This window comes from Moorena sp. SIO4A1 (assembly GCF_010672065.1).
Lineage (GTDB): Bacteria > Cyanobacteriota > Cyanobacteriia > Cyanobacteriales > Coleofasciculaceae > Moorena.
This window is the reverse complement of record NZ_JAAHHX010000003.1, coordinates 1-24156: the sequence shown is the minus strand read 5'-3', so window position 1 is coordinate 24156 and position 24156 is coordinate 1. Positions and strand designations below refer to the sequence as shown.

21 protein-coding genes, 1 tRNA gene and 1 pseudogene are annotated in these 24156 nt (G+C 43.9%); 16 read left to right on the top strand and 7 right to left on the bottom strand.

Going from position 1 to position 24156, the window contains the following annotated elements:
* The first annotated feature begins 108 nt into the window (after positions 1–108).
* The 9 genes from F6K53_RS03250 (at position 109) to F6K53_RS03210 (ending at position 9998) form a co-directional block, all read left to right on the top strand.
* Positions 109–1137 (top strand): lysylphosphatidylglycerol synthase transmembrane domain-containing protein, encoded by a 1029-nt coding sequence (locus tag F6K53_RS03250; RefSeq protein ID WP_293039956.1) that lies wholly within the window; start codon positions 109–111, stop codon positions 1135–1137.
* Positions 1130–1924 (top strand): acyltransferase, encoded by a 795-nt coding sequence (locus F6K53_RS03245; protein WP_293065120.1) that lies wholly within the window; start codon positions 1130–1132, stop codon positions 1922–1924. The genes F6K53_RS03250 and F6K53_RS03245 overlap by 8 nt, the downstream gene beginning before the upstream one ends.
* An 85-nt stretch (positions 1925–2009) precedes the next feature.
* Positions 2010–3362 carry a hypothetical protein gene (locus F6K53_RS03240; protein ID WP_293065123.1) on the top strand — a complete coding sequence of 451 codons (1353 nt, stop codon included), beginning with the start codon at positions 2010–2012 and terminating at the stop codon, positions 3360–3362.
* Between the two features lie 11 nt (positions 3363–3373).
* Positions 3374–4339 (top strand): lysylphosphatidylglycerol synthase transmembrane domain-containing protein, encoded by a 966-nt coding sequence (locus F6K53_RS03235; RefSeq protein WP_293079870.1) that lies wholly within the window; start codon positions 3374–3376, stop codon positions 4337–4339.
* A 278-nt stretch (positions 4340–4617) separates the two neighbouring features.
* Positions 4618–5187 (top strand): metal-dependent hydrolase, encoded by a 570-nt coding sequence (locus F6K53_RS03230; protein WP_293018291.1) that lies wholly within the window; start codon positions 4618–4620, stop codon positions 5185–5187.
* A 235-nt stretch (positions 5188–5422) separates the two neighbouring features.
* Positions 5423–7009 (top strand): glycosyltransferase family 39 protein, encoded by a 1587-nt coding sequence (locus F6K53_RS03225; RefSeq protein WP_293018289.1) that lies wholly within the window; start codon positions 5423–5425, stop codon positions 7007–7009.
* 12 nt (positions 7010–7021) lie between these two features.
* Positions 7022–8536 (top strand): glycosyltransferase family 39 protein, encoded by a 1515-nt coding sequence (locus tag F6K53_RS03220; protein WP_293018287.1) that lies wholly within the window; start codon positions 7022–7024, stop codon positions 8534–8536.
* Between the two features lie 12 nt (positions 8537–8548).
* Entirely contained in the window at positions 8549–8800 is a 252-nt protein-coding gene (locus F6K53_RS03215; protein ID WP_293044861.1) for a hypothetical protein, read from the top strand.
* A gap of 688 nt (positions 8801–9488) precedes the next feature.
* Positions 9489–9998, top strand: a complete 510-nt coding sequence (locus tag F6K53_RS03210) for a DUF533 domain-containing protein (RefSeq protein WP_293046720.1) — start codon at positions 9489–9491, stop codon at positions 9996–9998.
* Positions 9999–10174: 176 nt separating this feature from the next.
* On the opposite strand, the gene F6K53_RS03205 is transcribed toward F6K53_RS03210, so the two are convergent.
* Positions 10175–10702 (bottom strand): hypothetical protein, encoded by a 528-nt coding sequence (locus F6K53_RS03205; protein ID WP_293046718.1) that lies wholly within the window; start codon positions 10700–10702, stop codon positions 10175–10177.
* Between the two features lie 709 nt (positions 10703–11411).
* On the opposite strand from F6K53_RS03205, the pseudogene F6K53_RS03200 reads away from it, so the two are divergent.
* The 4 genes and pseudogenes from F6K53_RS03200 to pgsW all read left to right on the top strand — a co-directional run bounded on the left by F6K53_RS03200 (position 11412) and on the right by pgsW (position 15458).
* Positions 11412–12315, top strand: a pseudogene (locus F6K53_RS03200) (IS982 family transposase).
* Positions 12316–12636: 321 nt separating this feature from the next.
* On the top strand, positions 12637–13848 hold the full coding sequence (pgsB, locus tag F6K53_RS03195) for a poly-gamma-glutamate synthase PgsB (protein ID WP_293065130.1): 1212 nt from the start codon (positions 12637–12639) through the stop codon (positions 13846–13848).
* Complete coding sequence (gene pgsC / locus F6K53_RS03190) at positions 13835–14290, top strand: poly-gamma-glutamate biosynthesis protein PgsC (protein ID WP_293065133.1); 456 nt, start codon at positions 13835–13837, stop codon at positions 14288–14290. The genes pgsB and pgsC overlap by 14 nt, the downstream gene beginning before the upstream one ends.
* Before the next feature lie 22 nt (positions 14291–14312).
* Complete coding sequence (gene pgsW / locus F6K53_RS03185; protein ID WP_293065136.1) at positions 14313–15458, top strand: poly-gamma-glutamate system protein; 1146 nt, start codon at positions 14313–14315, stop codon at positions 15456–15458.
* A gap of 67 nt (positions 15459–15525) precedes the next feature.
* Here pgsW and F6K53_RS03180 read toward each other — a convergent pair whose 3' ends face one another.
* The gene (locus F6K53_RS03180; protein ID WP_293065139.1) at positions 15526–17358 is read right to left on the bottom strand and encodes a CapA family protein; all 1833 of its coding nucleotides are present in this window, start codon (positions 17356–17358) and stop codon (positions 15526–15528) included.
* Positions 17359–17660: 302 nt separating this feature from the next.
* On the opposite strand from F6K53_RS03180, the gene ispF reads away from it, so the two are divergent.
* Both ispF and trpD read left to right on the top strand, forming a co-directional pair.
* Positions 17661–18140 (top strand): 2-C-methyl-D-erythritol 2,4-cyclodiphosphate synthase, encoded by a 480-nt coding sequence (gene ispF / locus F6K53_RS03175; protein ID WP_293065141.1) that lies wholly within the window; start codon positions 17661–17663, stop codon positions 18138–18140.
* 67 nt (positions 18141–18207) lie between these two features.
* A complete protein-coding gene (gene trpD, locus F6K53_RS03170; protein WP_293065144.1) occupies positions 18208–19248 on the top strand; it encodes an anthranilate phosphoribosyltransferase in 1041 nt (346 codons plus the stop codon).
* Positions 19249–19334: 86 nt separating this feature from the next.
* On the opposite strand, the gene F6K53_RS03165 is transcribed toward trpD, so the two are convergent.
* The 4 genes from F6K53_RS03165 to F6K53_RS03150 all read right to left on the bottom strand — a co-directional run bounded on the left by F6K53_RS03165 (position 19335) and on the right by F6K53_RS03150 (position 23237).
* Complete coding sequence (locus F6K53_RS03165) at positions 19335–19769, bottom strand: hypothetical protein (RefSeq protein ID WP_293046716.1); 435 nt, start codon at positions 19767–19769, stop codon at positions 19335–19337.
* A 200-nt stretch (positions 19770–19969) separates the two neighbouring features.
* Positions 19970–20656, bottom strand: coding sequence for a lecithin retinol acyltransferase family protein (locus F6K53_RS03160; protein ID WP_293065147.1), 687 nt, complete (start codon positions 20654–20656; stop codon positions 19970–19972).
* Positions 20657–20708: 52 nt separating this feature from the next.
* Positions 20709–22160 carry a hemolysin family protein gene (locus F6K53_RS03155; protein ID WP_293065150.1) on the bottom strand — a complete coding sequence of 484 codons (1452 nt, stop codon included), beginning with the start codon at positions 22158–22160 and terminating at the stop codon, positions 20709–20711.
* A gap of 354 nt (positions 22161–22514) precedes the next feature.
* A complete protein-coding gene (locus F6K53_RS03150; protein WP_293065153.1) occupies positions 22515–23237 on the bottom strand; it encodes a hypothetical protein in 723 nt (240 codons plus the stop codon).
* 169 nt (positions 23238–23406) lie between these two features.
* Between F6K53_RS03150 and F6K53_RS03145 the strand changes: the two genes are divergently transcribed.
* A tRNA-Ile gene (locus F6K53_RS03145) sits at positions 23407–23479 on the top strand.
* 56 nt (positions 23480–23535) lie between these two features.
* Here the strand turns inward: F6K53_RS03145 and F6K53_RS03140 are convergent.
* A complete protein-coding gene (locus F6K53_RS03140; protein ID WP_293018272.1) occupies positions 23536–24003 on the bottom strand; it encodes a hypothetical protein in 468 nt (155 codons plus the stop codon).
* Positions 24004–24156: the final 153 nt, after the last annotated feature.

The following is a 24156-nucleotide window of genomic DNA, read 5'->3' as shown; positions in this document are numbered from 1 at the left end:
TCTGGTAATAGTAGATAGTAAACCAATTACCAATTACTAATTACCAATTATTAATTACTAATTACAAATGACAAATTACCAATGAAAAATCTTTAACAAGCTCTTGGAATGCCGAAAAACTCGACACTACGTTTTGTCCGCATTGCTGGCACAACTGCACTATTAGTATATGTTGTTCACAAGGCAGGGTTGTTCAGCGCTGACGGACGGCGGGATTTGTTAGACACCTTCGTTCACGTCAAACCACCATTTTTGTTGGCATCGATTGGGTTTGGGCTGTTGCTTAATCTATCTAGCGCCTTCAAGTGGTACATGCTTTCGCGCTCTCGTGGCTTGCCAGTTAATCTTTGGCGGCTGTTTGCTTACTATATGGTTGGTCAATTCTTCAATCTGGTGCTGCCAAGCAGCATTGGGGGCGATGTGGTCCGGATGCATCAACTAGGGCGCTACACTGGACGCTACGCCGATGCTGTAGCCTCAGTCTTTGTGGAACGTTTCACTGGTTTGGCCACCCTGGTCTTGTTAGCAATGGTGGCAGTAGTGGTCAACCTGCACCTGTTCAACCTGCCCTGGTTGACTATTGGCCTTGCCATCGGGTCAATAGGCATTGCATTGATCTGCTGGTTGATTATTGACCAACGACCATTCCGATTGACCCAGAAGCTATTGGCAAGGCGTGTACCCTTGCTGCAGAAACTCTTCGTCAAGATTGAGAAATTTCGGCAAGCAGTGCTGGCCTATCAGAGTGACCCAGGGGCAATCTGGGGGGCTCTAATTAATTCTCTAATCTTCTACTTCTTAGCGGTCATGAATGTCTGGGTTAGTGCACTTGCCTTCGGCTCCAAGATCGATTTTGTCAGCATGCTCGTAGCAGTGCCAGTTATCCTCTTTATCATGAACTTACCAATCTCGATTGGAGGTATTGGTCTGATGGAGTTTGCCTACAGCTTCACTCTTGGGTTGGTAGGTGCTACCCCTGCACTAGCATTTTCAACGGCATTGCTGTTGAGAGCAAAGACCCTGTTCCATGCTGGAATTGGTAGTCTACTTTATCCGTTCGTCAGTGATGGTAGCCCCATCCGTGAGGGAGTACCGATGGAAGTGACGAACAAATACGGAGAAAATGGTGATGACTAGTAAACATGAACAGTTTCGCTTCAGCGCTGTCTCAGCTGATAGTAAAAGCTCGTTTATAAAAAAGTATCAGGATTTAGTCTTAGGTGATCGTAGTTGGAGGCGACTTCTACAATATGAACTGCTGACGCTGCTGGTAGGTCAACTCCCTGGTGCTCTTGGGCTAGGGCTGCGGCGCATCTTATACCCGCAGTTATTCGGTAGTGTGGGTAAAAATGCACTCTTCGGTCATCACCTCACCTTGCGTGCACCGGGTCGTATTCACCTGGGTAGCAATGTGGTACTCGATGACTATGCAGTACTGTCCGTAAGGGGTTTTGAAGATGAGCGGATTGAGATTAGTGATGGGGTGCAAATTGGTCGCTCGGCTCAACTCAAGACCCGTGCTGGCTCTATTTTTATCAGTGCCCATGCCAATATTGGTGCAGAGTGCCGCATTGACTCGACTACCGAAGTCCATATTGGTCAGCACTGCATTTTCGCTGGTCGTTGCTATTTAGGTGGTGTTAGTCACCAATTTGATCGTACTGACATCCCAATTGTCCAACAACCACTAGCAACTAAGGGTGGTGTACACATCGGTGATGATGTCTGGCTAGGAGCACATGTGATTGTTTTGGATGGGGTAACTATTGGTACAGGTGCAATAGTCGGTGCGGGTGCAGTAGTAACCAAAGACATTCCAGCATACGCGATCGCGATGGGTGTGCCAGCACAGGTACGAAGCTGGCGCAAGGTAGAGCTTGCGGAGAGTTATCAAAATGGATCAACAGAATATAAAAAACCCTAGTTTAGGATACCAATCCCGCAAAAACAGATGGGATTTTGGTCTATTTTCAGCATTTTTATTGTTCAGTTTTATCAACTTGGGATGTGTGAGTCAGTCCAGCACGGAAAAATCAAGGACTCAGGCTAATAGTTTAGCTTATTCTCAAATTGAACCCCTAGTCATTCCTGTAGGTGGACCAGCTCCAGACAGGCGTATTGGTGGGCTGATTACAACAGATATTAACGATGACGGCCAACAAGATTTTATCATCACTAAGTCAGATTATATTGCAGTTCACGATCATTCTGGAAAAAAGCTCTGGGCAAAGCAGATCAACATTCAAGTGGTAGGGAAGTCGGAGCAAAACGGACTACCTGGAACTCATGGACCAGGTGTCCAAGCAGCTGATGTAGATGGAGATCAAAAGACAGAAGTTCTGTTTTTAACCAAGGACAATACCCTTCATATTGTTGAGGGGGTTAATGGAGAGACTCAGAAAACTATAAAACTCCCATCTCTAGAAGGTACAGAGGGTTGGGAGCACCTAGTAGTAGCCAATTTCCGGGGCAAAGGCGATCGCGATTTACTACTTCAGACCACTAATGCTGAAGGATACCGTATGGGTCGTTATCTAGCAGCCTATTCCCTAGACAACCTACTCAAAGGTGAAAACCTTAAACCTTTGTGGACCCGAGATGATTTCCTTGCCAATGCCCACAATGGGGCACGGGTGGCAGATCTCGACGGAGATGGCAAAGATGAGGTTTTGGGCGGGACGATTATATCACCATTAGGAGAGCTACTGGTGCGAATTCCCATAAAAGGTCATATTGACTCCCTGTTTGTGGCTGATGTGCGTCCAGACATCCCAGGATTAGAGGTGGTAGCTCTGGAAGAGGGGGGTGGCAATCGGGTTTTCCTTTATAACCGCGATCGCGTAATTTGGAAAACCCACTACAAGCATCAAGAACCACAAAATGCTGCCATTGGTGATTTTGACCCCCAACGACCGGGATTAGAAGTGTGGTGCCGCAGCCGTTACAACAAGCACCAGAAACCCTTTGTATTTGATGCCCAAGGTCAACTGATTGCTGACTATCAAATGGATGATGTTGCTCCCAAGGGATGGACAGAAAAAGGTGTAGAGGTGATCTTCCCGATTGATTGGACAGGAGAGTCGAGGCAATTAGTGGCTGTCAAAGAGCGCCATAAACCAGGAGACGTAGGCATTTTCGATGCCCTGAGTGGAGAATTTCTCCATCGGTTCAAAGAACAGGCGGCGAGACTTTACGTTGCTGATGTGTCTGGGGATTGGCGGGAAGAGGTGATGGTTCTCAATGGGAATCAGCTGCACATTTACAGCAACCCCGAAGCTAATCCCAATCTTGATCGCCCACGGCTATGGACTCAAAACCAGTACCGCCGCAGTAAGATGACTTGGAATTACTACAGTCCATAAACTAAAAAACAATGGAAAAAAGGTTAGCTGCTAGGAAAAAATTGATTCTTACGATAATTAAATGCGGCGTTTCCATAGTGCTACTGTCTTGGGCGTTGCGCAAGACAAATCTGCCCGAAATTTTCCTAGCTGTGAGTTCTGCCAACATTCCTCTTTTAATAGCAGCGTTTGTGGTCTACTTAGCCAGTTACTACATCAGAGCTCATCGGTGGCGGGTACTGCTTTTGGCTCAGAATGTGAAAGCTAGGATCCCTTATTTGTATAAGTCCTACATGGTCAGCATATTCTTCAGTAATTTTTTGCCCTCCACTATTGGTGGGGATGCTATTAGGGCTTATGATGCCTGGCGCTTGGGAACCAGCAAGTCAGTCGCACTAGCCACTGTGTTTTTGGATCGTTTCCTCGGTTTACTGGGTTTGATGCTGTTTGGCCTCGGGGCGCTGTTTTTTTCTCAGACATTGATCGCCCAGTTACCATTACTTCACCTGTGGGTAATGCTAGGTACAGCAGCAATTATGCTTGTAGTCTCGATGATTTTCATACCCTCTCAGAAGATTTCAAGGGTTATTAGCAAGATAAAACTACCCTTTTGGCACCCCATAAAAAACAAGGTATTGAATATTATTAAAGCTTTCCTAGCCTTTGGGAACCGCAAACATGCCTTGGCTATATCGATGGGGTTGTCACTGATGGTGCAAATCAGTGTCATCGCTCATTATTACCTAATTTCCAAGGCACTGGATTTACCGGTTCCCCTTCTTAGTTTCTTTGTGATCATTCCCCTAGTCTCCTTGATCATGGTGTTGCCTGTATCGATCAACGCGATTGGTCTCCGTGAGAATGCATTTGTATTCTTTTTTGCGGCTTACGGCTACAATTTTGCCAGATCCGAAGCCATTGCCTTTGCTTGGCTGGCTTACGGAATCGTGGTAATTCAGGGGCTGCTGGGGGGAATTGTATACGCTTTGCGCAAGTAAAGGTGATTAACTCAGATCAGGTAAGGTCGTGATCAGGTAAGGTCGTGATCGGGTAATCGGATGATCAGGTAATCAGGTGTAATGGTGATCAATAAACAATAGTCAGAGCAAATATAAATTACCAAATATAAATTACCAAATATAAATTACCAATTACCAAATATAAATTACCAATTACCAAATATAAATTACCAATTACCAAATATAAATTACCAATTACCAAATATAAATTACCAATTACCAATTAAAATTACCAATTACCAATTAAAATTAATAAAATGCCATCACCAGTAGGACACACATTAGCCGGTATTTGTGGATTTGTTCTGGCACGCCCTTATGTAGCTTGGCATCAGCAAACTCGGCTGTTGTATGGTTCAGTATTGCTCACGAATTTGCCAGACATAGACATTCTGCCTGGATTGCTGCTGGTTGGAAATCCAGGAGCTTTTCACCGTCAGGCCACCCACAGCTTGATAGTAGCCGCCGTAATTGGCATCTTCGTTGCTTGGCTAGTGGGACGTTGGAGGTTAAATCGGCTCCGGTGGGGAATTTGGGCAGCTCTAGTTTATGGCAGCCACATTCTCTTGGATATGCTAGTAGCTGACCCAACAGCACCTTTCGGAGTCCAGGCACTCTGGCCTTTTTCCCTAGAGTATTTTATTTCACCTATTACCATCTTTGCCCGATTTGATTATTTTAATCCAGAATTGGGTATGGTGCGCACCATATTGAGTATTCCTAATTTCTTGGGAATACTGTGGGAAATCGTAGTACTTACACCATTGGTAGGACTGGCATGGTATGGGTTTGGGAAAACTGACGGCAGAAAACCATTGGCAAGATAGAGGCCAAGGGTGATGGGCTGATCAGGTGATCAGGTTATCGAGACAATAATAGATCTTTTGCATAAATGACTAAAACAAGGCTGATAAGTAATATGGCCGTGTGTCCCAATTTACTTTGGTAAGAGGTTAATCGTTCTTTGTTGATGGCGATCAACCATCTTTCCTGAGCCATGATGAACCCTCGTCTGATCACGGTGGTTCTTAATACTGATTGTAGATAAGGTTGGTCAGATCCATGAAAGCAGAAAAACTTAATTCAACAGAAACCTCAATCCAAGCCGATTGGCTTTGGGAATCGATTCCCATCGCCTTAATTTTGCTATTGGCGGCTGGGTTTGACCTCTATCAACTCGGCACAGAGAGCCTGTGGGTGGATGAACTCTACAGTGTTAATGATGCCAAAGGCTTACCAGGCCATCTGGGTCTAATCCGCCCAGTGTATTTCATCCTCCTGTGGCTCTGGATGCAGTTTGGCACCAGCGATGCTTGGTTGCGGGGGTTGTCTGTCTTGTTTGGATTGGGCAGTGTATTTCTAACTTACCAGCTTGGTCGTCGTGTAGCGGGAAAGCCAACAGGCTTGATTGCTGCCCTCCTCTTAGCTCTATCGCCGCTGTTCATCAATTTTGCCCAAATGGTTCGTATGTACACCCTAGGCACTTGTCTCGGTCTAGGTGGTACCCTAGCGCTAGTGCATGCTCTTGAGAATCCTACTACCACCTCAATGGCTTGGTGGGCTAGCCTACGACTGTTGGTAAACCTAACTGCCCCACTCAATGCCACCCTGCTCTTCGCGGACATCTGGTTGGTATGGTTTCGGTTTCGCAAGCAACGGGCTACATTATTAGCTTTCGGCAAATGGCTGTTGCTGGTGATCCTGTTGTGGTTACCATCTTTGTTATCTCTAGTGTCTGGAAGCCTGCCCTTCCTAAGCAAGGCCCTTAATCCCATCGCCAAAATTGATGCATCGGCTACTCGACACTCATTTCCGAGTTTTGTGGATGTTTTACGTAAGTTAAAGAATTTTACTGCCTTTCCATTTCCTTCCACATCGAAGGTCAGCAGCTTGTTTTATCAAGCCTACAGTCTACTATTAGCTGCCTTGGTCGGTATTGCCATCATCCACAAAAACCACAAACCACGCCTGTGTTGGATTGCTGCTTGGGCGTTTATACCGTCAGTCATGATTTTTTTAGTGTCTAAACGATTATGGATAGACCGTTACATACTGTTTTTATCCCCATACATTTTGATTATTCTGGCCGCTGGCTTGATGGGATTGTGGCGTTGGAAACGGAGTTTAGCGATCGCAGTAGCAATTATCTATACCATTACCGTTAGCAGTGGGCTAATACGCTATTACACCGTGCAGGATCGCCAAGATTGGCGAAATGTAGCGCAAACAATTAGCATGAATGAAAAACCTGGTGATACCATCGTGTTATCCATAGGTTCGCCAAAAATGACCTCAGCGCTGGGTCATTACTATAATGGAGATGCCCCGATCTATTCTCTGAAGAAACTTTGTCCTTCTGCTCAAGTCAAAAAGCCTGACGTAGAGGAAGCACTAAATAACTTGCCACCTATTTCCTCGCGGCTCTGGCTAGTTTGCGGCACAGGTTTTGACCAAAAAAAGTTTCGCACTGTTTTCAAAGAACATTTTGACCTGGAAAGACACGCAGAATTCACTAACGAGAACTTTTATAGACAAAATGATTTAATGCATCTATTTCTGGTCATACCCAATTCTCTCAATTCTACTGATACTCCAAATCCTACTGATATCAAAAACAAATCAACATCGGTCTCAGCTCTAGGGCTTTGATTATTAGAGAGCATGAAAGCCAACAACTACAAAACAGCAGCGCTCCTAGAGCGAGGAAATTGGTTCCGACCATGGATGCCCATTACCTTAATCTTACTATTAGCCACTGGATTGTACCTCTATCAACTTGGTACAGAAAGCCTATGGGTTGATGAACTCATTAGTATTCATCGTGCCAAGCACCTAGAGCAAGTCTTTAATAGTACACGCCCCCTATATCAGATCCTTTTACGGATCTGGATGATAGTTAGCAGTAGTGATGCTTGGCTGCGGGGATTGTGCGTTGTGTTTAGTATTGGTACTGTTTTTGTTACCTATCGGCTTGGTCGGCGCTTAATGGGAGAGTCCACTGGCTTAATTGCTGCCCTCATCGTTGCCCTCTCACCCCTGTTTATCCATCATGCCCAAGAAGTCCGGATGTACGCACCGAGTACATTCTTTGGTGTTGCTGGCACACTGATCTTAACCCACGCCCTAGAACGTCCAACGACTCCTTTACTATTAGGATGGGCTGGTCTGCGATTCTTGGCAATTATCACCACACCCATTAACGTAGCGCTGCTGCTCCCAGACATAGTTGTGTTTGGCTGGAAGTATCGGAATCAACCTCGTGTTTTGTTCCGTTTCGGGGTCGGACTGTTACTGATTGGTATTTTATGGTTGCCATGGGTGTTTCCCCTAGTAACTAAAAGCGCCAAATTTATGGGAGGTGTAAAAGTACCTGGTACATCAGTTCGTGATCTCGGTGGACGCACTAGTCCTGGTTTACTGCATGTGATCATGCAGCCAGGTCGCTTTACCGCTTGGCCCTTTGGTCGAGCCAATTCCAATGCCATCTACTGGTTTTACAATGCCTACTCTGTCATGTTGACCTGTTTGCTAGGTGTTGTCCTATTCAACAAACCACGCTCAGGTAAGCTGGCTTGGATTGCGGCTTGGGCGTTTTTACCCTTAGTTCTGTTCTTTTCAGTGTCCCAAGTCTCTCGCTCTCTTTGGGTTAATCGTTACCTACTGTTAGCAGCTCCATACCTATTTATTCTTTTAGCAGCCGCTGGGCTCGGCATTTGGCGTCGATGGCGTATTGGTGCGTTGGTGATAGCCCTGATCTATGCCATTGCTGTTGGTGGTGGGCTAAAGCGTTACTATACCGTGCTGGATCGAGAAAATTGGCGTGGTTTAGTGGAAACCATTGCCACCAAAGAACAACCGGGTGATGTGATTGTTTGGTCCATTGGTCAGAGAATACCTGTAGCATTAAATCATTACTATCATGGCTCTGGGAGTATTGAGATTAAGGATGTACTCCCGCGATCGGTTAGAAAAAACGATCAGCAAGCGATAGAAGGTTGGGTTAGCAGTTTGCCCCCAACCCAATCTCGTTTATGGCTAGTTTATGTCAAGTCGTCGAAACTATTTCGGTCTGTTGTTAAAGAGCAATTTCAGATTGAAACCCGAGAGAAACCCATTGATGGGATAGAAATCTTTCTGCTTAAACCACGTTCTGCAGATCAAACCTCTGACGAGTAGACTTCGCCGCAGTTGTCTATTGAAGTAAGCCTAGAAGTAGTTATTGCCGGTTTTTTGCGATCGCGTAGCGTGGCCTACGGCCAATCGCAATTTCCTGAAATTACTCAAAGCGCAATTAATTCAAGAATGATATTTAGAAGAATTTATCACCCTAATCTAGAGATTGTACAGATAAAGAGTATTCAATATAGAATTATAAAACAGCACTTACAAGCCTGTAAACACAATGAAAAAACTATATTTTTTGAGCAACAGGGGATGTAAAGATACTAATCGTAAAGGCTGTCATCTTTGGGGAGTTTAGTATTTTCAATCAGTTGGAGTCTAATGGGCGACTTTCCAACTGAACCCAATTCCTTGGAAACAATTTCAGGTTAGGTGCAATTTGTAAAGCTGCTCGTAAAAAATTGTTACTATCCCTCAACTTACTTGGCTGCTCTAGGGTTTGAGATTTTTGTCCGTTGGCGATCGCTAATGAAATGCTAATTAAATTGTGCTTTGGCTCTGTCGCCGGAACCCTTGCCGTACGCCAACTCGAACACACAATACCCTCGAAAATTATCCTGGCATATAAATAATTGACTACAATGTTTAAACTAAAAATAGCAAAAAAATGAGAGGTTTGTAAAAATTTATAAATTAATCCTTGACAAAATAATTTTTTTATTAGATTTTAAAACCTGAGCCCAATTTACTTAAATTCTCAGGACTTCACCATTGCCCCCTAAATCCTAGAAACTAGGGGGAATTTATGAGAATTACCCCCCAGATTTGAGGGGAGGGGGGGTAAAACCCCCTAAACTTACTAAGTCCTAAGTCTGCTACACTTAGCAACTGTTCTACCCGCTAACTGTAGGTAGAAATAAAGTGAAGACAGATTCTAGATATCTAGAATCTGTTAAGTCTTTAAACGAAAATTCAGGAGAATAAAATGACAACAGCTACAACAGATATGGATCCGATACGGGCAACCATAGCCAAGTGGTATTTGAAGGAAATTTGGGGCTGGGATCTCGATAAAATGGCTAAAGTCGAAGAGCTATCCAACTCTATACAGCTCGAGACCATGCTAAAGTCCCTTCTTATTGCTGCAAATGGCGATGGAGAACTCTCAGAAGCGGAGAGAAAGTGGGTGATTGGACGGGGAGCAACCGCTGGAGCATCAGAGTCCTTATTGAAAGAGCTAGAAACCTATCCCGCCAACCAAGACATCTCGGAAGTCGTGACCAGTACCCCAGTCACCAGCAAGGGTCGTAGAGCAATAATTTACATTGCCATCAAGGCGGCTGCTTCGGATGCAGAATATGCGGAAGGGGAAAAGGCAACCATCCGCAAGATGGCCAAAGCCATCGACATCTCCGAAGAAGTTGTTAAGGAAATTGAAGACCTCTGTCTGGAAGAAGAGCGCATCAAGCAGAAGCGTATTTCCCTCTGTTTGCCTGAGGGTGACCCCTATAATTAGCGTCTGCGGCCATTAAACTAAGCGGTAGTGCGAAAGATCTAGTGGTTTGGCTACGGTCTGGTAAAGGTAACGGAAGCTAAAATCACCAATTGTGTACCACTACCAACTCCCCAAAGCTTTCATAAGGTAGTAGCAGCACCATAGTGACTCGGTTATGGAAATACTTGAATGAACAACTATCTTGGATATCGATATAATTGAGAGTTTCTGTCCCGGCTTCGCTCCTCGAACCTTTGATCCTCGTATCTTCGCTCCTCGTATCGTTGAGGATTGTTGTTCCAGTTCATATCCCAACGCAGATCCCTTTCAAATTGGTGCAAAATCCTGCCCAAAACATCTTTCATATTCTCATTATCGTCATAGTTGTAGGTACGACACTCCCTGGTGTTGTAGTAGTTACGGCGGTCTGCAACCTGACGCCGCTGACCTCTGTAGCGGCGACCGTAATATCCATGACGATAGCCACGGCTAAACTCGCCCCCTGCGGTGCGCTCTTCATAAGCTATACCCCTCCTGGCATCACGTCGCCCCTCCTGATAACCATCATCGTAAGCTTCACGATGGTTAGCTGCATCCTTCTCAACGTAGTAACGAGGGACACTGTAACAGTATCTGATTTGATCCGCTTTTACTGGGGGAGCAAACAACAGAAGTCCCGAGAGTGTAGCGAACATGAGTAGAGTACTAGAACCGATTTTTTTCATTGTTGAACCTCGTCATATATTTGGGATATTTGTTCTCTAGATATCCGTAAATACACTGTAGGTTCCATAAATTTCCAATCTCGAAATAAAACTTAATATTAAGAGTAAGGAAATACAGCAATTCTCCTGAGGGGGCGACGAAATAAGCTAAAACGCAGACTCTACGGCGGTTTGCATAACTATCAGGTACACAGGATTGTTTTCCGACTTCCGACTTCCGACTTCCGACTTCCCTCTTCCCTGCTCCGAACGCGCCCCGCGTGGCCCACGGCCTCAGTCCCTAAAAACCCAGAACTTTGTACCTAACTGAATTGCAAACCGCTGTATAAGCGACTTAGCCCTTAGACCTCGTTGATAATACTTTCGTTTATGACTGAAGTTCCCCCATACACGTGTACTATGAATCCCTGAACTCTTACGGTGCCTACATTTTGACAGGTAGGACTAATGTACTACTGGGTACAAATCGATTCATCGCCTTATGTAGTGCTGATGCAAGGCGCTCATCTATTAATTTTTTATTATAGAGCGTACACTTATCAAAAACAAACCTTCACATGGCGTAGGGGTTTTCTGGCCATGGGATACTAAGTTGTGCTATAATGAATAGCCAATGCGTACGCGCCACACTAGTCTAACGTCAGTTTTGGATAAGGAGGAGCGAAGCAGGTAGGCTGAAAGTGCCAACCGTCAACCCCTAGCTTGCCCCATGCTTAGTATAGAAAACCTGTTTTGCCATGTCGTTCGCGTAGCGTGCCCGATAGGGCAATGACTTCTGTCAAACATTTGAACCCTTATGGAACAGACAACTACTAGAAGCGGGCGCAGAATATCGCAATCGGTCATCGGGTCTATGTTTGAGTGAACGGATGACGATTGTGATTGCCTTCCATCAAATGGGCTACCGCACTTTTAAGGACTTTTATCAAAAACTGGTTCAACCTTACTGGCACGAGGCTTTTCCTGGTCTGGTCAGCTACTCACGTTTCGTACAGTTACTCCCTTCAACCTTGTTACCCCTGTGTGCTTACCTGCGATACTGCTTTGGTTAAAATACTGGGGTGAGTTTTATCGATTCCACGAAGCTGAAAGTTTGTCATAATCGACGGATTTCTCAACATCGTACCTTTTCTGGACAGGCAGCGCGTGGACGCACTTCTGTAGATTGGTTCTTTGGCTTTAAGCTTCATTTGGTAGTCAATGATTGCGGAGAACTACTCAATATCACCCTGACACCGGGGAATGTCGATGACCGCAAACCCGTTCCCGCGCTGGTTAAAAGCTTGACGGGTAAGCTGTTTGGAGACAAAGGCTACATCTCCAAAAAACTCAGTGAGCAACTTTGGCAAACTACAGGTTTACAACTGATTACCCCGTTGAAAAAAAACATGAAGAACCGACTCTTGCCGTTGTGGGACAAGCTATTGCTCCGCAAGCGAAGCATTATTGAGACCATCCTCGACCAGTTGAAGAACATTTCTCAGATTGAACACACCCGCCATCGCAGTCCCGTCAATTTTCTGATTAATCTGTTGGGTGGGCTGATTGCCTATTGCCACCAGCCCAAAAAGCCTTCCCTCCGCCTAGAACAGTTATTACCTGCTTCCGCTTAACCAAAACTGACGTTAGTCTAGTACGCTGTAATCTAATCATAGCAATAGGTACAAGCATTTTCTCAAACTGGTTGTACCCAGTAGTACTATTGTTCTACAGCACTCAAAGCTAGGATTGGCATAACTTTTGGGCATAGATAGTACATTTGTACAGGGGAACTTCAGTTATGAACTGGGGGGGCGACATGCAAGCTCAAATCCTTTTGCATGTCGCCCCCCAGGCACAAAAGTCTCTTTTGTCAAGTGAGCTCTATCCCAAAGAACTGCAAAAAATATGGTATTGTCTGTAACATAAAAAATAACTGAAGGAAGGAAAGTAGATTGAATACTTGGCTCGTGATCACAGTGGCGACAATAATCATGTTGATAGTTCTGGGTTTAGAATATGTAATTCATATCAAAAACCTAATGTCTATACCGGTCAGAATCCATGTAAATGGTAGCCGGGGAAAATCATCGGTCACCAGATTAATTGCTGGTGGTCTTAGGGAAGGGGGTTTCAAGGTATTTGCCAAAACCACCGGAACTCAGCCAAGATTAATTACAGATAAAGGGCGAGAATTGCCAGTTTACAGAATAAAGTCGAAAGCTAACATAATCGAGCAGTTAAAAATAGTGGCATTTGCTGCGAAAAACCAGGCGGAAGTGTTGGTAATAGAATGTATGGCACTTAATCCTCGTTTGCAGGCGGTAACAGAGTTAAATATGATTAAATCAACTCATGGAGTAATCACCAATGTACGTGCAGATCATCTTGATGTTATGGGCCCGAGAAAGCGGGATGTGACTCTAGCACTTTTGGGAACGATTCCCAAAAATGGGAAGCTGTTCACAGCAGCACAAGATTATCGAGAAGATTTTCAGATGGCTTGCCAAGATCGTAATAGCGAACTATTGGTTGTATCACCAGCAGAATTAGAGAGGATATCAGATGAAGACATGAGTAAATTTGCTTATATAGAACATAAAGAAAACGTAGCTTTAGCGCTAACAGTATGCAGTGCTTTAAATGTTTCCAAAGACATTGCATTAAAAGGCATGTATAAAGCTACTCCAGATATCGGATCAATGAAGGAGTATACTATTGACAAAGGCGGTGAAAAAATAGTTTTCATTAATGGTTTTGCAGCTAATGATATAGAATCGACAGAAAAAAATTGGAATAATGCTGTTTTGCGCCATAGCGAAAAACCAACAAAAATAATGGTAATAAATACGAGAAAAGATAGAATTAGCCGTTCCCAGGAAATTGGTCAATATATAATTCAATGGAAGCCAGCTGATAAGTATATAGTAATAGGAGAAAAATGTGATGTCCTAATTAAAATAGCGATCGGGCAGGGAATAGCTGATTCAGAAATAATTAACGCTGAAGGATTGATAACGGAAGATATCTGGGAAAGAATAGTAGAGATTTCTGAAGCTTCCTCAATGGTGATGGGTGTTGGAAATATCAAGGATGGGGGAGTAAATCTAATCGAACTGGTGGAGAAGAAAGCGAAATTAACAGGAGAAGTAAATGTGGGAAAATAGTTTGACCGAAGCGATCGCGATCGGGATAGTAATCAGCGTCTTGTTTGCCAACATTACAGGATTTTATCCGGGGGGAATAATTGTTCCGGGATATATTGCTCTTTACCTGGATAGACCATTGAGTATGGTAGTAACTTTTGCTGTGAGTTTCCTGGTATATTTAATTGTTCGTGTTCTCAGTTATAAGCTGATTATATACGGTAGACGAAAAACAGCGATCGCCATACTTTTAGGATTTGGATTCAAATTAATCTGGGATATATTATCGCCAGGAAATTTAGGAGGTGGTATGGAGATGGGACAAGACTCACTTAATGTTATTGGTTATGTTATTCCAGGATTGATTGCGAACAATATGGAATCTTATGGTTGGGTTGAAGCTTTATCAAGTGTGATAATAGGCAGCGTACTGGTTAAGTTAATCCTAATTTTGGTGAGCTAATAGCACTAGGAGGTTTTTGAACATGAAAAGACTGTACTGGCAATCGGAAAAACAGACTTGGAAAATTATCCTGACCGTCGCTATAGTAGCGTTGATAGGTTTAATGGCTGTGGAAAATATTTCGGTGAAAGCTGGAGAGACAGAGATAAAAGCTGCCCAAATAATGCAAGCTGGTATGGAGACTATAAAAGAGTATCGTCAGAAAGAAGTTGGCGAACAATACTACGATCAATATGATGCGGACAAACTTAATAAGTTTATTGAGTCGGGGATGATAGGAGTGCTATCATCCCCGATAACAACAATGGTAGTTGCTCCTACCGCTAAAGTAGCAACAATTAATCCAAATTGGGCGGCATTAATGGTCGATTTATACATAAAAGCGGGAGTAAAAAATGGAGATACTATAGCTGCAAGCTTCAGCGGTTCCTATCCAGCTTTGAATCTTGCTGTTATGGCGGCAGCAGAAGCAATGGATATAAAAGTTATTGCGATCTCCAGTGTTGGCAGTTCCTCATGGGGATCTAATCTTCCCAATCTAGCATGGCTTGATATGGAAAGAATTCTCAACGAAAAACAAATTATTTCCAATCGGTCTGTAGCTGCTTCTCGGGGTGGATTGGAAGATTTAGGATTAGGACTGGAAGCACAAGCAGTACAAATGATGGAAGAAATTATCAAGCGCAATAAGATGTACTATATTTACGAAATAGATCGAAGACAAAATATCGACCATAGAATGAGTATTTACAGTCAATATAGTGATAGTGATACAATCAAACTTTATGTAAATGTAGGAGGTGGCAAGATATCTGTAGGTGACGATACCAAAGAAAGAATTTTCCAGGCTGGACTCAATAAAAATATGCGGATAAAACCAGGTACTTCTGACAGTCTGATGAAAAGATTTGCGGAAAGTGGTATGCCTGTAATTCAGATGAGACATATGACAGAACTTTGCAAAAGACTTAATATGCCTTGCGATATTGAAGAAATACCTCTTGTCAGTGAAGTAAAAATATTTAGCCACTATAATAAGTTTTTGGTAATTGCGGTTTTCACGGTGATTACTGCTTTATTGTTGCTATTGGTCAAAGAAAGGCAAGGAACTATTATCTTGAATTCGGCAGAGACAAACTTGGCAGAAAAAGACTTGCCAGTTGCATAAAACCTCCATAAAAATGTCGTTAGGAGGATAAAATATCGTGAAATATAAAAATATCCTAGAAAATATCCTAGGACATCGAGCCAGTATTCTCAGTATAATTGATATTTAACCTTTGGGAATAGGTAGTTTTCCCCAGCCAGATATTCAGACTCTCTTGATTGTGGCTGCGAACTTGCAATACTTTGAGATTATTGGGTGTCGGTAATTCTTGAGGCAGCGGGGCAAAATCTTCTTGCCATTCAATCAGCATTAAGCCATCAAACCAAGCCCGGTTATTTGCTCCCTCAGTCGAAGCATTTTGGCAAACAATGTCAACAGCCTCCGTGTTTTCGGGAGGCTGAAAATCGAAACTGAACAATTGCCAAGGAACAGACTCAGATAAGGCCATCGCAGTTTCACTGGAAATGGGTGGCAAAGGGCGATCGCTATAATCGCTGTAATATTTGGATCTGCGTCCTTGGTGAGTATAATACTGGATTTCAACCTTAGCTTTGGCATTTTGCTCAGTTTGCACGTAACCTAAAAGGGTGTAGTTTTTGCCAGACTCAACGGGAATTTTCGATGTCAGATTTGCTTGCCCGTCGGAACTGTTGCTAGACATCCCAGTAATTTGCAAAGAACGTTGGCCAAATTTAGCCACAGAATCATCGTACAATTCACCCGATCCGTTCAAATCCCATAAATTGATTTCAGATTCTTCAAATCCACTCAACCAGAGAAGATCCCGACCAAATCTTGCTTCTGCTTTGGCATCTGCGGAAACCGAAGAAAGCAACCAAGACTCGTCCAGAACAATGGGAGTGGAGAGACTGTACTTGTCCTGGGTTGGCTGAAGGGGAATTGTTGTTTGAATAACCTTGTTATCCTGGGATATGCTATCTCGATCCAAAATGATCCGTCCGATATTCTCTTCAGGTAAAACCAATGTCGAAAATTTAGACGAGTAATCGGCAATTTCTTTAATAATCGAGTTAGCCAGATTACCCCTAACGGACTTCGGCACATAATCAGCGCGATAAATAGGATGGAAAAACGCTTCAAAGACACCATCCTTATCGATCTTGCAGGTAAGAATCATACTCGGTAAGGTTTCAAACCAAGGTTGGTCAAAGACAAAGTTAGCCAAACTATGGGCAATCAGTTTTCCTTTGTACATTTCCACCCCTTGTAAGACGTGGGGATGATGAGAAACAATCAAATCTGCGCCCAAGTCAATGGCCAAATGCTCTAATTCTCGCCAGCTTCCGGGTTCGCTGCTGTATTCTTTCCCACCGTGAATCGACACAATCACCACATCAGCTTGGTCACGAACAGTCTTGATTCCCTCTTCTAAATAATGGCTGGTTAGTCGCATCGAACCAGCGCGATCCACATCAGCATACAGCCAGGGAGGTTGCTTGCCGGTAATTCCAGAGAAACCAAGAAAGGCAATTTTAATTCCGTGTATTTCCATTAACAGTGGTTTAGCTGCGGCTTCAAGGTTCATCCCTGAACCGAAGTGCTTGATATTGTTGGCATTTAGCACATCAATGGTCTGTTGTAACCCTTCCTCTGAGAAATCTAAAGTGTGATTGTTGGCAAGGGAAACTACGTTAATACCTGCGTAGGTTAGTCCCGATACATATTCGGGCTTGGTGTGGAATTTTACAAATTTGCTGGGGTGAGGAGTACCGCGATCGCTCAACGGAGTTTCCAGATTGGCGAAATTAATATCTCCCTGGGCAAAAATCTCCCGAGTCGGCTCAAAAATTGCATTGACCCCGTACTTAGGGATAAAACTATCAGGGGTGTTTTCCCATCGCCTTGTCATCATCACATCCCCAACAAAGTTAGCAATGATATAGTTTTTTTCCTCTACTTGGCTAAGAGAAAGTGCTTGACCCGAATAAAATAAGACCATAAAGAGCATGAATATAGCCCTAGCTATTATCCATATCCTCTTGCTATTATCCATATCCTCTTGCGCCGTTGTTTGATAATTTTTCAACGAATTGCGTTTAAAAAAAAATAAATCATGGTGCATCCCAGTTTGGCAATGAGCACAACTACTCATAAAATGCTGTTGCTGAATAGTGGAAGGGTTAACCAGAAAGGTAATTTTTTTGATACTTTAAATAATAAGTAAAAAGCCTGATTGTTAGACTTTAAAAAACAGGTAAAATTCGATCGCTTGCTCTGTTAACGGGGGATTTAGTGGGAAAAATGACTATTCGGATTGGCAACGGTTACGATATCCATAAATTGGGCAAAGGTCGCCGTCTGATTATCGGAGGTGTGGAAATTCCTCATGAATTGGGATTAGTCGGTCACAGTGATGCCGATGTCCTGACTCACGCCATCATGGACGCCATGCTGGGAGCCTTGAGTTTGGGCGATATTGGTCATTATTTCCCCCCAACTGACGAAAAATGGGCGGGTGCGGATAGTTTGGTATTGTTGAGTCAGGTGAATCAGTTGATCCAATCCCATGGCTGGCAGATTGGCAATATTGATTCGGTAGTGGTGGCAGAGCGTCCTAAGCTTAAGCCTCATATTAAGACGATGCGCGATCGCTTAAGTGTAGTCCTAGACCTGAAGCCTGACCAAATTGGCATTAAGGCAACCACTAATGAAAAGTTGGGCCCGGTGGGACGTGAAGAGGGAATTGCCGCTTATGCTGTAGCGTTGTTAGTGGGAGATTGATCGGAAATAGTGATTGAATAGTTAATGCGATCGCATTTCTAGATCAAATACTCAGCTTCTATAAATAATGGTTCAAACCTCTTCTAACTGGCCCAGTTTGTTGCAACAGTTGTTGGATGGGCAATCGTTATCCAGTGACCAGGCATCACAACTGATGCAGGGATGGTTGAATGAAGAAATTCCCACCGTCTTATCTGGCGCACTTTTGGCAGCTATCCAGGCTAAAGGAGTATCCGCTACCGAATTGGCAGGGATGGCTCAGGTGCTACAATCCCAGTCTTTGCAAAAGACAACCATTGAACACAACCAACCCGTTATTGATACTTGTGGTACCGGTGGGGATGGCGCGTCTACGTTTAATATCTCTACCGCAGTAGCCTTTGTAGTTGCGGCAGCTGGAGTGCTGGTGGCTAAGCATGGTAATCGTTCTGCCTCTAGTAAGGTCGGTTCCGCTGATGTGCTCGAAGGCTTAGGAGTAAATTTATCAGCAGCACCGGACAAGATTCAGGCAGCCCTGGATGAGGTAGGGGTAACGTTTCTGTTTGCTCGGGGTTGGCATCCAGCCATGAAAGCAGTGGCACCGTTACGGCAAACCCTCAAAGTACGGACAGTGTTTAACTTGTTAGGACCATTGGTAAATCCCTTGCGTCCCACCGGTCAGGTAATTGGTGTCTATGCTCCCAACTTTGTAGAAACTGTAGCGCAATCGTTGTGTTTAATGGGTACTCCCAACGCAATAGTTCTCCATGGCAGGGAAAAATTAGATGAGGCGGGATTGGCAGATGAAACTGACTTGGCACTGCTATCGGGGGGTGAGGTGCGACTTTTGAGTCTGAATCCGGAACATCTCGGTCTAACTCCTGCTCCTACTGAGTCCCTACGAGGCGGTGATGTAGCGGAAAATGGAGCAATTTTACGGAATGTTTTGCAAGGTAAAGGAACACCAGCCCAGCAGGATGTGGTGGCATTAAATGCTTCATTAGCCCTTCAAGTCGCCGGTGTTATACCTCTCGAAGACCACACAGCAGGGATTGCTATGGCAAAGGATGTTATGGCGAGCGGTGCCCCTTGGTTGAAGTTAGAGCAATTGGTGAAGTTTTTAGCTTAACTCACCAGCAGCCCCAGGTCTGACTTGTCAGGGTAACCTGGGATTAATGGCTGAGGGTGCTACCCAATGTCGAGATCCGAAGTTAGCTATTCCCTATTCCCTTCACCCAGCGCTATAGTTAATGACTGGAGATATTTTCCCCACTCCACTGCCAACGGAATTTCTGTAAAGGGAATTTTGACTGGATCTATGGGTTTGAGGAACTGAAATTCTAATGCGATCGCACGACCTTTATCCGGTGGTTGCTCTAAGTCAACCACTTGATTATCAACTAGCAAGTTGATTGATTTAACGTCTTTGAGGGAAAAGGTTTCTAGATTTACTGGTTCATTTCTAGTGGGTTTGCCCCAAGTCAGGTCACTGCCGTTTTGACCAAGCACGGCATAGATATCATACTTTGCCCGTTCAAACTGTTCAGCCCAGCGGCGATAAGCTTCAATCTTTTGGTATTCGTTCCAACCTGACCAAGCCAGCCAGCAAAATGCTGCTAGCAGAGGTAACCATAGTAAACCACGTTCCATTCAGTTTTTTGGATCTTTACAACTAAACTATAGTAAGAATATATAGCAGTTCTGAATTGCTTGAAGTACCTCGTCCTAGATTTTAGGGAGTAGGGAGTAGGGAGTAGGGAGTAGGGGTCATAAAATTAAATCGACCCCATAAGTTATGATTGCTGATAGCTGACCGCTCAAAGTAGCTTTCTGATTACTTAACCAACCCGCTAGGTTTGTTGCCAGTTCATACGGTTGCGAATCAAGGTTTCTGTCATCTTCGCTAACTGGTCTAGTTGAGCTTTCTTGTCCGTGGCGCTTTTCTCATAGTTCCGCTTCCGCATCAAAGCCGCACGGGCTAAGTCTTCTCTATTGTTTTTAATAGCTTGAATTGCCACTTGCTGCCAGACATTAATTTCTTTAAGTTCCTGTTTATACTTAGGTTGAATCTCATCCCAAACCACCCTGAGATCAGATAATGCTTGATTAAGTAACTGAGTTGTATCGTCTTGCTTTGCTCCCTGAAGTGCTTGTTTTATAGCTTCGTACAAACCCTCGATATTCGTATTACTAATTACCGGAATAAAATCCTTGACTTGCTGGCTTTCATTTTTCCCAGTCTTGCACCAATTAGCAAAGTGTTCACAGTTATTAAAAATTAGGTTATATTGCCTTTCCCCTAATCGACTTTCTGCCCGACGAATCACAACATCTGGAATTAAACAAACTGAGTACTGTTTGACATAAATTTTTGTTTCACCTAGAGCAAAGGTAGCCATAGAATTACGTTCAATTGTCTCAGTTTTTTTGCGGTAGTGGATCACACTACCGTCTCCACAGTCAATACCATGATGTTGGTAAACCCCTTCAAAGTTAAGAAACTTTTGGAATACGTAAATTTGATCTCCTCGCGCCATTATTTTCTCTTGGTTTTCTCCGGCACTAATCAAATAAAATTAACCAAAACTATCAAAGCCCTCCATTATCAAAGGAGACATCCTCCTTGCTGGGAATTATCGGCATTTTATCAGAATCGGAAACATCTACTGAATTATTCTCTTGTGGCTGCTGGCGGCGTATGCGAATTTGGTTTAGGCGCGCTCCAGAAGCAGACACAACGGTCAATTCTAGATTGTCATAATTTAAGGTTTCACCGGGTACAGGAATTTTCTGAAACTTGTCGAGCAGAAAACCGCCCAAAGTGTGATAGTCATCAATTACAGGTAGGTTTAAATCCAAAAGTTCGTTGACTTCTTCGATATTCATCTGAGCTTGCACCAGGAAGGTATACTCGTCCAGAATTTGTACCGTCAAGTCCTGGGTTATGTCAGATTCAGGTCCATCACCAATAATTTCAGCAATTAAATCCTTGAGGGTGACTAATCCAGCTGTACCTCCAAACTCATCCACCACCATCACCATTGCCAAATGCGATCGCTGCATCATCGGCAGTAATTCACTCAATGGGGTAGTTTCTGGGACAAACTTAGCTGGGCAAACCAACAATTTAATCGGTGTCTGAAGTCCTAGCTTCCCTTTAGATAAAGGTTTAGCCAATTTTTTGAAGTCGATAATGCCACGAATATCATCTAGGGATGCCCCAATCACAGGATAGCGAGAGTGACTAGTCTTGGCAACTTCCTCTAACAAGATTTCGAAGGTTGCTGCATGGGAAATAGCAATAAGACTGGTGCGGGGAACCATTACCTCTGCGGCTGTTACCTCCCCAAACTCAAACACATTTTTCAGTAGTTTTCTCTCTTCTGCTTCCAGTCCAATAGACTCCCGTTCAGTGGTAATTATGAGTTGCAACTCTTCCGGCGTTACACGGCTATACCAACCTTGACCAGAATATTGAACACCCACCAACCTCAGGAGCCAGCGGGTAGATTGATTCAAAATCTGGATAAAAGGATTGAAAAACCTGGCAATTACCAGACTGGGTGGCCCCAGAAACCGTGCTAGTTGTTCTGAGTAAAGTAAAGCCAGGGATTTGGGGCAAAGTTCCCCCAAAACAATTTGTAGATACGCAATCAGGAAAAATGCCACCAGGATTGCTAGGGAATGGGTAATAACTGGACTTAGATCTGGCGTTATTGGTAGCTTTGCTATCCCAGCTGCTACCAAAGTTGCCATGGTAGTCTCCCCAATCCATCCCAGAGCAAGGCTCGAGAGGGTAATCCCTAACTGAGTTGTAGATAGTAATCGGTCAATGCTCTGTTGCAAAGCCTGAACCGTCTTTGCTTGCACGTCACCCGCATCTACTAATTGGCTAATCCGCGATCGCCGCACGGCCACCATCGAAAACTCAGCCGTGACAAAAAAAGCATTGATGGCTATCAGTAGTAGCACTGATAACAATCCCAGAAAAACCTCTCCCTCAGAGAGGCTAATAGAAGCATCCACTGTTAGAAGAACCATCAGGTTGGCAACCATAGAAAAGGTGAAAGGTAAAAGCAAATAATTTTCATTTTTTGCTGGTTACGGTTGCCTTCTGATGTATCTTCTTAGAGCTAGGGCAGCTTGGTATGGAGTTATCGGTTACCATCAAAAACTTATCAGTTGTATTATGGGGTTTTCAGTTGTATTACTAGCATTTGCTTGAGCTAGTTCACGAATGCCAGTCAAGGAAATTTCTGAAACTGGCTGTGAAACTGGCTGTGAGACTGGCCGTGAGACTGACTCTGAAACTGCCTTAGTTGCTTGCTATCAACATAAGATTTTAGGATAGCGTCAAGGTTTTCTCCTTAACAACCATTCCCTCGAGCTGCTTCCTTATCTAACTACAGGAATCTGAGACATTTTCAACTGTAGTTTTTGATCCGGATAATCGGTCAGTGTCAGGGAAAGCTTCTCGGAGTTCTCTAGTAAAGCTGTCGGTATGCTCACTGTTCCAGAAAATTCCTTGCCATTAGCCGGTAATTCTCCTGGTAAGCCTTCCGTAATTGCACTTAGGGCACGACCGCGATCATCGGTAACATTCAAAAAGCTGTACAGAAACCTGACTGGATTAGAACTCTGATTCTTCAAGCTGACATCCAACATTAAAGAACCCTCCTGCACACTGGCAGAATTTACCGCTAGGGTGACTCCCTTATCCTGACTTTTAACCGGTAAATTTAGCTTAGGGTTTTTCCGAGTGAAGGATGCCTCTTGAGTCAATACATCAGACGACGACTCCTTCTGAGCGGGCTTAGACCAACTAATTTGCTTAGTTTTCTGGCTGTTTTTCTTAGCCGAAGGATTTTTACCCTTATTGTGTATGTGGGCGTGAACGTTAACCAGGATATCCTTCTCGCTCACAATCAAGACCCCTTCTTTCCCAGAAGAAGACCCCTTCTTTCCTGTCAACTTTTTCTTAGGGTTAGTATCCGGTTGAGTAACTCCTTTGAGGGCTTCGTGACCGAGAGAGAATCCCCAAAAGGCACTCACGACACCTGCACCTAACATCATTGTCAGTAGAACTATGGTTAGCGCTACAGTTGTGTTTAATTTCATAGGGTGATTAACGTTATTCCGAATTACCGCTGGTTCCGTGCTGTATTATAGTGCTGCTATACAGCTAGATTATCTTATGTTCTCAGAATTATTGGATAAATCGGGAATTTATAGTTAGTGGTGTTGCAATAACTTGATTCAGGCTACCATAATAATATAAAGGAATCACCCAGGGTTGGCCGAGCGGTTGAGGCAGCAAACTCATAATTTGCCCTAGGCAGGTTCAACTCCTGCACCCTGGATTGGACACTTGCGGTCAGCTACTACTATCACCCCATACTGATCTCGCCCATACTCATCATCTACGCAGCTGTGGTATGGGCTGCGGTGCCAAGAAAAATTCTTGGTTTTCCACTTGGATTGGTATATCACTCGATTGCTCTAGCAACCGTAGGGAAGTATTGTAGGGGTTTGGTAAATCCAGAGTACGAATGACAGGACCGCTCGAAACCTGCTGCTCTAGTAGATCCCGATAAAGATTACTGACACGCTCAGCATCCCGCTCAAGTGCTAGTTCTGGAAACGCAGGTGGCCATCCGGAACCGAAAATTGTATCGATTTGACTCTTGATGCTCCTGTTTTCGAAAAAGTCCCCAGAGTTATCAAAAAAAGCGTTTTCAAAAGCCTCAGGTAAGGTTATTAGAGGAATTAGCTCCAACTCCTCCGAATTAGTTTCTGCTATGGCACCACCTGCTCCTAGACTAGCAGTGGCTGCTATAACTACAACACTAAACAGCTTTGCCCAACGCATTTGCATCGTAATCACCCGTAGTTTTCCTCAATAGTATCCGATATTAGGGGGAAACTACCCCAGCGGGTGAAAGAATACCCACCAAATCCAAATCAACCGGTTTGATGGTAGCTTGTAGGCTCCCATTTTCCCTTGACTCTAGGTTTTTTTCAGTAAGTTTCATGAACA

Coding starts and splice junctions, on each gene's coding strand:
- F6K53_RS03250 (WP_293039956.1), top strand. CDS start 109: ATGCCGAAAAACTCGACACTACGTTTTGTCCGCATTGCTGGCACAACT.
- F6K53_RS03245 (WP_293065120.1), top strand. CDS start 1,130: ATGACTAGTAAACATGAACAGTTTCGCTTCAGCGCTGTCTCAGCTGAT.
- F6K53_RS03235 (WP_293079870.1), top strand. CDS start 3,374: ATGGAAAAAAGGTTAGCTGCTAGGAAAAAATTGATTCTTACGATAATT.
- F6K53_RS03230 (WP_293018291.1), top strand. CDS start 4,618: ATGCCATCACCAGTAGGACACACATTAGCCGGTATTTGTGGATTTGTT.
- F6K53_RS03225 (WP_293018289.1), top strand. CDS start 5,423: ATGAAAGCAGAAAAACTTAATTCAACAGAAACCTCAATCCAAGCCGAT.
- F6K53_RS03220 (WP_293018287.1), top strand. CDS start 7,022: ATGAAAGCCAACAACTACAAAACAGCAGCGCTCCTAGAGCGAGGAAAT.
- F6K53_RS03210 (WP_293046720.1), top strand. CDS start 9,489: ATGGATCCGATACGGGCAACCATAGCCAAGTGGTATTTGAAGGAAATT.
- F6K53_RS03205 (WP_293046718.1), bottom strand. CDS start 10,702: ATGAAAAAAATCGGTTCTAGTACTCTACTCATGTTCGCTACACTCTCG.
- pgsC (WP_293065133.1), top strand. CDS start 13,835: ATGTGGGAAAATAGTTTGACCGAAGCGATCGCGATCGGGATAGTAATC.
- pgsW (WP_293065136.1), top strand. CDS start 14,313: ATGAAAAGACTGTACTGGCAATCGGAAAAACAGACTTGGAAAATTATC.
- F6K53_RS03180 (WP_293065139.1), bottom strand. CDS start 17,358: ATGGTCTTATTTTATTCGGGTCAAGCACTTTCTCTTAGCCAAGTAGAG.
- ispF (WP_293065141.1), top strand. CDS start 17,661: ATGACTATTCGGATTGGCAACGGTTACGATATCCATAAATTGGGCAAA.
- trpD (WP_293065144.1), top strand. CDS start 18,208: ATGGTTCAAACCTCTTCTAACTGGCCCAGTTTGTTGCAACAGTTGTTG.
- F6K53_RS03165 (WP_293046716.1), bottom strand. CDS start 19,769: ATGGAACGTGGTTTACTATGGTTACCTCTGCTAGCAGCATTTTGCTGG.
- F6K53_RS03160 (WP_293065147.1), bottom strand. CDS start 20,656: ATGGCGCGAGGAGATCAAATTTACGTATTCCAAAAGTTTCTTAACTTT.
- F6K53_RS03155 (WP_293065150.1), bottom strand. CDS start 22,160: ATGGTTCTTCTAACAGTGGATGCTTCTATTAGCCTCTCTGAGGGAGAG.
- F6K53_RS03150 (WP_293065153.1), bottom strand. CDS start 23,237: ATGAAATTAAACACAACTGTAGCGCTAACCATAGTTCTACTGACAATG.